General features: G+C 61.4%; 6 protein-coding genes. 2 read left to right on the top strand and 4 right to left on the bottom strand.

The genetic code is table 11. The features are described 5' to 3' along the window. Positions 1-8 precede the first annotated feature (8 nt). Entirely contained in the window at positions 9-251 is a 243-nt protein-coding gene (locus I6E39_RS04105) for a hypothetical protein (RefSeq protein WP_235380282.1), read from the top strand. A 43-nt stretch (positions 252-294) separates the two neighbouring features. On the opposite strand, the gene I6E39_RS04110 is transcribed toward I6E39_RS04105, so the two are convergent. The 4 genes from I6E39_RS04110 to I6E39_RS04125 all read right to left on the bottom strand — a co-directional run bounded on the left by I6E39_RS04110 (position 295) and on the right by I6E39_RS04125 (position 6,612). Next, positions 295-1,401, bottom strand: coding sequence for an LCP family protein (locus I6E39_RS04110; protein WP_235380284.1), 1,107 nt, complete (start codon positions 1,399-1,401; stop codon positions 295-297). A 331-nt stretch (positions 1,402-1,732) separates the two neighbouring features. Beyond that, complete coding sequence (locus I6E39_RS04115) at positions 1,733-2,746, bottom strand: alpha-hydroxy-acid oxidizing protein (RefSeq protein WP_235380286.1); 1,014 nt, start codon at positions 2,744-2,746, stop codon at positions 1,733-1,735. 312 nt (positions 2,747-3,058) lie between these two features. Continuing rightward, positions 3,059-4,711: a Na/Pi cotransporter family protein gene (locus I6E39_RS04120; RefSeq protein WP_235380288.1), complete on the bottom strand. Its 1,653-nt coding sequence runs from the start codon at positions 4,709-4,711 to the stop codon at positions 3,059-3,061. A 302-nt stretch (positions 4,712-5,013) separates the two neighbouring features. Next, entirely contained in the window at positions 5,014-6,612 is a 1,599-nt protein-coding gene (locus I6E39_RS04125) for an ABC-F family ATP-binding cassette domain-containing protein (RefSeq protein ID WP_235380290.1), read from the bottom strand. A gap of 234 nt (positions 6,613-6,846) precedes the next feature. Between I6E39_RS04125 and I6E39_RS04130 the strand changes: the two genes are divergently transcribed. Continuing rightward, complete coding sequence (locus tag I6E39_RS04130; RefSeq protein ID WP_235380292.1) at positions 6,847-7,368, top strand: aldehyde dehydrogenase family protein; 522 nt, start codon at positions 6,847-6,849, stop codon at positions 7,366-7,368. Positions 7,369-7,384: the final 16 nt, after the last annotated feature.

A 7,384-nucleotide genomic window follows, 5' to 3' on the forward strand; every position in this document is an offset into this window, starting at 1 on the left:
TGCGTTCCATGAAGCCGCAGTACGCCAACACCTTCGGCATCCGGAAAGTATCTGACAAGGAGGGCGAGGTCCTGGAGGTCACCCTGGACGTGACCTACAAGTACATGGAGACCGCTGTCACCATCACCCCCAAGGGGATCGAGAACATCTCCACTCCCACGGTGGAGCAGGTGGCCTCCATCGTCATGAACCGGCAGAGCGCCATCTCCCTGCGAAACCTGCTGATCCAGACCCTGGGTGTGGAATCCTGACAGAAATCGGGACCCTCCGGCTTTGCCGGAGGGTCCCGTTGTTTTAACTCATATAGCGGTCCGCCTTGACCAGATTCATCTCCTCCAGAGTCAGGTCCCGGTCAAAGGGGTTGATGAGGCGGTTCACCGTCTCCACGGTCTTTTCGGCGTCCAACTCATAGCAGTAGGTGTTTCCCCGGTACACGCCGTCTCCCCGGCCCTCCAGCGTGGCGGTCTCCACCCCGGAGGCGGTGTTGAGATTCACCGCCTGAGAGGCGAAATAGAGCATGTCGGACAGCTCCAGATCGGTGCTCACATACTTGTTGAAGATCTCCACAAAGCCGTTGATTTTGGTCAGGCTGTTCCAGGACAGCACCTTTTTGGCTAGAGCCACCAGCAGCTTCTGCTGGGTCTGGGTGCGCCCCACGTCGGAGTAGCCGGACAGATCGTTGTTTTTCCGGAACCGGGCCACCTCCATGGCCTGCTGGCCGCTCAGGTGGTACTGCCCCTCCTTGTAATGGATGGACAGGTCCTGATAGGGGTCGTCATAGTCCATGTCACAGGGAACATAGAAGTCCACGCCCCCCAGATAGTCCACCAGGGCGATGAAGCCCTTGATGTTCACCTTCACATAGCCGTCGATGGGGATGCCCAGCATGTCGGAGATATCGGCCACCCGCTGCTCCACCCCGCCGGTGCCATAGACCAGCTTTGGGTTTTTCCCGCTGTCCCGGTCGGTCAGCGTATCCCGGGGGACGGACACCACCCCCACCTTCTGGTTGGGGATGTCATAACTCAGCACCATCATGGTGTCGGTGCGGAAGCCCTCCTTATCCGTGGCCGCCAAGAGGATATTGTACACCTTTTCGCGGCGGACCAAGGGATTTTCCACCTCAGAGGCGTCGCCGGTACTGGACGCCCCGCTGACGACTGGGACCGTCTGCCCGCCGGTCTGACCGGGTTGGACCGTCGGCGCCTGCTCCGGCGGACGGACCATCAGCCGGGCTCCGATATAAACGGCCACGATCAGGGCCGAGATACAAAACAAAAACTTATATAAGCCCCAAAAGGCCGATTTGACCGCCGACCGCTTCTTGGGCCGCTGGTCCCGGTGCGCCTGCCGCGGCGGCGGCTCCAGCACCCGCTTACCGCCTTGGCGGGACACCCTCATATATCTCTCTTCCAGAACGGTCCCCTCCTGCCTGGCCAAAGATTCCTTATCAGTATACCGGGTTCGACGCGCTTCGGCAAGAGGCAGGGGGAGTGTTCACGAAAAATTAAGAATTTCCGCCCAGGGTGTCCTCAACCATGGCCCACACCTGCTCCGCCGTCAGGCCGCCGCAGGTGTACCGGACCAGGGTGCCGTCGGGGTGGAGCATCCCAAGGAGGAAACCCCCACCGTCCTTTGGGCGGAGCCCTCTGTTCATGGGGGTCTTAAACTAAAGTCTACCCCTCACAACAAAAGCGGCCGCCCGCAGGCGACCGCTTTTCAATACGTACTCTTAGAAGATCATGTCCCGGCTAATCTCGCCCAGGGAGTGGACCCCGCACATGGCCATGGTGTCGGCCAGCTCGGCCTTCAGCTTGTCGGTGAGGACCTTGACGCCCTCCTCGCCGCCGCCGTAGACGGCGGTGACATAGGGCCGGGCCAGGATGCAGGCGTCGGCTCCCAGGGCCAGGGCCTTGCACACATCCACGCCGTTGCGGATCCCGCCGTCCACCAGAATGGTCATCTTGCCCTTCACCGCGTCGGCGATGGCGGGCAGCACGGCGGCGGTGGCGGGCACTCCGTCCTGGACCCGGCCGCCGTGGTTGGACACCACGATGCCGGCGGCGCCGGCCTCCAGGGCCTTTTGGGCGCCCTTGACGGTCATGATTCCCTTGATGATAAAGGGCACCCCGGCATAGTCAATGATCTCCCGCAGCTCAGCCACCGTCTTGGAGCCGGCGGGGGGATTGAGGCCCTTCAGGAAGGGCAGGCCCGCCGCGTCGATGTCCATGGCAAAGACCTTGGCGCCGGAGGCCTTGGCGGCGTCCAGCTTGGCAAACAGGGTATCCCGGTCCCAGGGCTTGACGGTGGGGATACCCTTGCCGCCGTTCTCGCCGATGGCCTTGGAGGCGGCGGTAAACACGCCGGGGTCGGTGCCGTCGCCGGTGAAGGCGGCGATGCCGGCCTTGGCGCAGGCGGAGACCAGGATGGCGTTGTACTCCTGGTCGGTAAACTTATCTCCGTAGTGGAGCTTGACCGCGCCCACCGGACCGGCAAACACGGGCAGCTCATAGCGTTGGCCGAACAGGCTAAAGCTGGTGTCCACGGGGCCGTTGGCGCAGATGGTATCCATATTCAGGCAGATTTCCTGCCACGCGTCATAGTTCCGGGCGGCCACGGTGCCGCTGCCCTTGGAGCCCGGGCCGGGCATGGTGTTTTTGCAGGCGCGGCCGTTGCACACCGGGCACACCTTGCAATAGGGGCCGCTGCAAGTGCGGGCCTGCTGAAGGACTTCCTGATAGGTCATGATCTTCCCCTCCTTATATTCTCTCCACATCATACCCGACCGCTTTCCGTCCGTCAAGAGCTGCGGGGGCGTAAAGGCGGCAAAAAGCGCGCCGCTTTTCCGGCGGCGCGCTCAAACTGTAGATAAAGCCCTCCTGCAAGGAGTTCCGTCGCCCGCAGGCGACGGAATAAAGTCAAATCGCGTTATTTCTGACGACATGCGCGCCAGAAGTGACACCTCTCGCGAAATTTTTGCCGACAATTTCGCGAGAAATCGAGGCGAAAATTTCGTGCTTTTCCATTCGAAAAAGTGGCTTCGCCACTTTTTCGACAGTCACAGATGGGTCTGGACCTTGGTCAGTTCCTGAGCGATGTTCAGCACATGGTCGCCGATCCGCTCAAAGTCGGTCAGCAACTCGGCGTAGAGGATACAGGCCTCCTCGCTGCAGGTGCCCCTCCGCATCCGCTCCAGCTGGCCCCGGCGGAACTGGGCCGTCATGTCGTCGATGCGCTGCTCCAGCTGGGCCACGTCCACCAGCCAGTCGGGCTGGCCCGCCTGGTGGTTGAGCAGTGCGGAGATGGCCTCCAGGGAGATGTCCCGCATCGCTCTGATCTCCCCCTGGGCAGTCTCGGAGAAGCTGACGTTCTTGCCCACCAGCAGCCGGGTGTAACCGGCCAGGTTGTCGGCATGGTCGCCGATCCGCTCGATGTTGCCCGAGATGGCAAAGAAGCTGCTGACCACGGCGGAGCCCTGCTCGTTGGTCTCGATGGAGATCAGGTGGGAGACATAGCGGGAGATCTCCTTGTTCAGGAAGTCAATGTACTCCTCCTGCTCCTCCACCGCCTCCAGCTGGGCCATGTCACGGGCCAGGACCGCCTGGAAGCTCTCCGCCACATTGTCCCGGGCCATGGACAGCATCCGGTTCAGCTCATGGCGCAGCTGGTCCACAACGATGGCGGACACGCCCAGGCCGCCTTCCTTGCCGCTGGGGGGCACCGGGGTCAGGTAGGCCAGGTGCATGGTGCCCTCGCCCTGTTCCGACACGGGCTCCGCCCGGTCGGGCAGGATGCGGACGGCCAGCTTGGCCAGATAGTTGCCCAGGGGCAGCAGCAGCAGGGTAGTGCCGATGTTGAAGGAGGTGTGCATGGCGGCGATCTGGGCCTTGGGCGCTTGGAAGGTGGCCTCGATCAGTTCCGTAATGGGCAGCACCAGGATCAGGGCAGTGAATAAGGCGGTGCCGATCACGTTGAACAGCAGATGGATCAGGGTGGCCCGCTTGGCGTTCCGGTTGGTGCCGGCGGAGGCCAGCAGGGCGGTGATACAGGTACCGATGTTGGTACCGAACAGCACGAACGCCGCGCTGGAGAAGGGGATGACCCGGGCAGCGGCCAGAGTCTGCACAATACCCACGGCGGCGGCGGAGGACTGGATGACGGCGGTAAAGGCCGCGCCCACCAGGATGCCCACCACGGGGTTGGAGAAATTGGACACCAGCCGGATGAAGGTCTCCGATTCCCGCAGGGGGGACATGGCGGAGCTCATCATATCCATACCGATAAACAGCACGCCCAGGCCGGCCAGGATCTGGCCGATGTGCTGGACCTTCTGCTTTTTGACAAAGACCATCAGCACCACGCCCACAAAGGCGAACAGGGGTGCGACGGCGCCCATGTCCAGGGACACCAGGATACCGGTAATGGTGGTGCCGATGTTGGCGCCCATGATAATCCACACCGCCTGGTTCAGGGTCATCATTCCGGCGTTGACAAAGCCGACCACCATGACGGTGGTGGCGGAGGAGGACTGGATGACTGCGGTGATGACAGCGCCCACCAGCACGCCCATAAAGCGGTTGGCGGTCAGACGCTCCAGCACAGACTTCATCTTGTCGCCGGCGGCAGCTTCCAGACCGGAGCTGGTCATCTGCATGCCGTATAGGAACAGGGCCAGACCGCCAAGCAGTCCCAACAAAACATCAATTCCCATTTCCTTTTTCCTTTCTGTACGGTCCTCCCCATCATAAGCTCACGCTGTCCCAGAAAAAAAGCACAGCCCGCCCGCTCCCGGGCACAGGTCATGCCTGCCTCTCGCTTATGATCCGTCTCCGCAACACGACGGCCGACCGCTATTTTTATCCTACACAGTTTATTCCGAAATTATTATATGGGGGCCGGCGGAAACCGTCAACAGATTTTACATAGGTTTAACAATTCTCTAACACGTCGCCGCCGCCCGGCCGGAAGGCAACAGGGCGGAGAGCTGTGCTCCCCGCCCCGTTGGGGCTTCGATCAGCCCTGTTCCTTCTGGCTGTTCAGATAATCGTCGTAGGTGGTCTTGCGGTCGATAAGCTTGCCGTCGGCGGTAAAGTCAAAGACCCGGTTACACACGGTCTGGATCAGCTGATGGTCATGGGAGGCCACCAGCACGTTGCACTTCACCGCCTCCAGGCCCTTGTTCAAGGCGGCGATGGACTCCAGATCCAGGTGGTTGGTGGGCTGGTCCAGCATGAGGACGTTGGCCCCGGACAGCATCATCCGGGAGAGCATACAGCGGACCTTCTCGCCGCCGGACAGGACCTTGACGGGCTTATACACCTCATCGCCGGAGAAGAGCATCCGGCCCAGGAAGCCCCGGAGGTACTGCTCCTGGGGATCGGGGGAGAACTGACGCAGCCACTGGACCAGATTGTCGTCACAGTCCTTGAAATACTCGGTATTGTCCTTGGGGAAGTAGGAGAAGGTGGCGGTCTGGCCCCACTTGACGGTGCCCTCGTCGGGCTCCATCTCGCCGGCCAGGATCTTGAACAGAGCGGTATGGGCGTTCTCGTTGTCACCCACAAAGGCGATCTTGTCCCCGTGGCCCACGATAAAGGACACCTTGTCCAACACCTTCACCCCGTCGATGGTCTTGGACACGTCGGTGACGAAGAGGATGTCCTTGCCCACCTCCCGGTCGGGGGAGAAGCCCACCCAGGGATAGCGGCGGGAGGAGGCGGGCATCTCCTCCACCGTCAGCTTGTCCAGCAGCTTCCGCCGGGCGGTGGCCTGCTTGGACTTGGATTTGTTGGCGGAGAACCGGGAGATAAAGTCCTGAAGTTCTTTGATTTTCTCCTCGTTGCGCTTGTTCTGGTTCTTGATGAGCTGCTGCACCAGCTGGGAGGACTCGTACCAGAAGTCGTAGTTGCCTACATACATCTTGATCTTGCCGTAGTCGATATCCACAATGTGGGTGCAGACGGTGTTCAGGAAGTGGCGGTCATGGCTGACCACGATAACTGTGCCCTCAAAGTCCAGCAAAAAGTCCTCCAGCCAGTTGACGGCATCGATATCCAGGTTGTTGGTGGGCTCGTCCATCATCAGCAGGTCGGGATTGCCGAACAGTGCCTGGGCAAGCAGCACTTTCACCTTCAGCCGGGCGTCCAGAGTGGCCATGTCGTTGTAGTGCAGCTCGGTGCCGATGCCCAGGCCCTGGAGGATGCGGCTGGCGTCGGACTCAGCCTCCCAGCCCCCCAGCTCGGCGTACTCCTCCTCCAGCTGGCAGGCCAGCATGCCGTCCTCGTCGGTCATCTCCTCCTTGGCGTAGAGGGCCTCCTTCTCCTTGCCGATCTCATACAGGCGCAGGTTGCCCATGATGACCGTGTCCATGACGTTGTAGGCGTCGTAGGCGTTCTGGTCCTGCTTCAGGACGGACATCCGGATGTTGGGCAGGATGCTCACCTCGCCGGAGGTGGAGTCCAGCTCCCCGGACAGGATCTTCAAAAAGGTGGACTTTCCGGCGCCGTTGGCGCCGATGATGCCGTAGCAGTTGCCCCGCAGGAACTGCAGATCCACATGGGAAAACAGCGGAGTGCCGCTGTAGTTCAGGCTCAGGTTGGTGACCGTGATCATATTCGTTCTTGCTCCTTTTTCAGATATGGTCCAAACATTCCGTAACATATTATCATAGGTTTGCAAAAAAAGATAGAGCCTTTTCGGGGAAAATGTTGCGGTTTTTGCTCCAAAAGCTGATAGTTCCGCCAGTCAGGCTCTTTTTACCCGGCTCCCGGAATCTTTCCGGCCTGTCTTTCCTTTTGTCTCAAAACCGTCTATACTAAAGGCAAGAACCGCCAAGGGGGGATTCCCATGACCATACAAGAGCTGACCGCTGCCCAGCGCGCCTTTTTCCGCACCGGAGCCACCCTGGACCTGTCCTTTCGGAAAAAGGCCCTGGACAAGCTGGAGGAGGCCATCCGGGCCCGGGAGGGGGAGCTGCTCTCCGCCTTGAGGGCCGATCTGGGCAAGTCGGACACCGAGGGCTACCTGTGCGAGGTGGGCCTGGCCCTGTCCGAGCTGTCCTTCATGAGAAGGCGCCTTGCCCGGTGGGCACGGGACCGGCGGGTATCTACCCCCCTGGCCCTGTTCCCCGCCAGAAGCCTCACCTTGCGGGAGCCATACGGCGTGGTCCTGGTCATGTCCCCCTGGAATTACCCCCTGCTGCTGACCCTGGACCCCCTCATCGGGGCCATCGCCGCCGGCAACTGCTGCGTGGTCAAGCCCTCGGCCTACGCCCCCGCTGCCTCGGCGGTCCTCCGGGACCTGATCGCCGCCTGCTTCCCGCCGGAGTATGTGGCGGTGGTGGAGGGGGGGCGTAGGCCGAGGGCTTGACCACGCAGCAGTTGCC

Origin of the sequence: Pseudoflavonifractor phocaeensis, assembly GCF_021531375.1 — a bacterium.
GTDB classification, from domain to species: Bacteria; Bacillota; Clostridia; order Oscillospirales; family Oscillospiraceae; genus Lawsonibacter; species Lawsonibacter phocaeensis_B.

What these genes read in the sequence shown, in the direction of transcription:
- I6E39_RS04105 (WP_235380282.1), top strand. Translation starts at nt 9, where the DNA reads ATGAAGCCGCAGTACGCCAACACCTTCGGCATCCGGAAAGTATCTGAC.
- I6E39_RS04110 (WP_235380284.1), bottom strand. Translation starts at nt 1,401, where the DNA reads ATGAGGGTGTCCCGCCAAGGCGGTAAGCGGGTGCTGGAGCCGCCGCCG.
- I6E39_RS04115 (WP_235380286.1), bottom strand. Translation starts at nt 2,746, where the DNA reads ATGACCTATCAGGAAGTCCTTCAGCAGGCCCGCACTTGCAGCGGCCCC.
- I6E39_RS04120 (WP_235380288.1), bottom strand. Translation starts at nt 4,711, where the DNA reads ATGGGAATTGATGTTTTGTTGGGACTGCTTGGCGGTCTGGCCCTGTTC.
- I6E39_RS04125 (WP_235380290.1), bottom strand. Translation starts at nt 6,612, where the DNA reads ATGATCACGGTCACCAACCTGAGCCTGAACTACAGCGGCACTCCGCTG.
- I6E39_RS04130 (WP_235380292.1), top strand. Translation starts at nt 6,847, where the DNA reads ATGACCATACAAGAGCTGACCGCTGCCCAGCGCGCCTTTTTCCGCACC.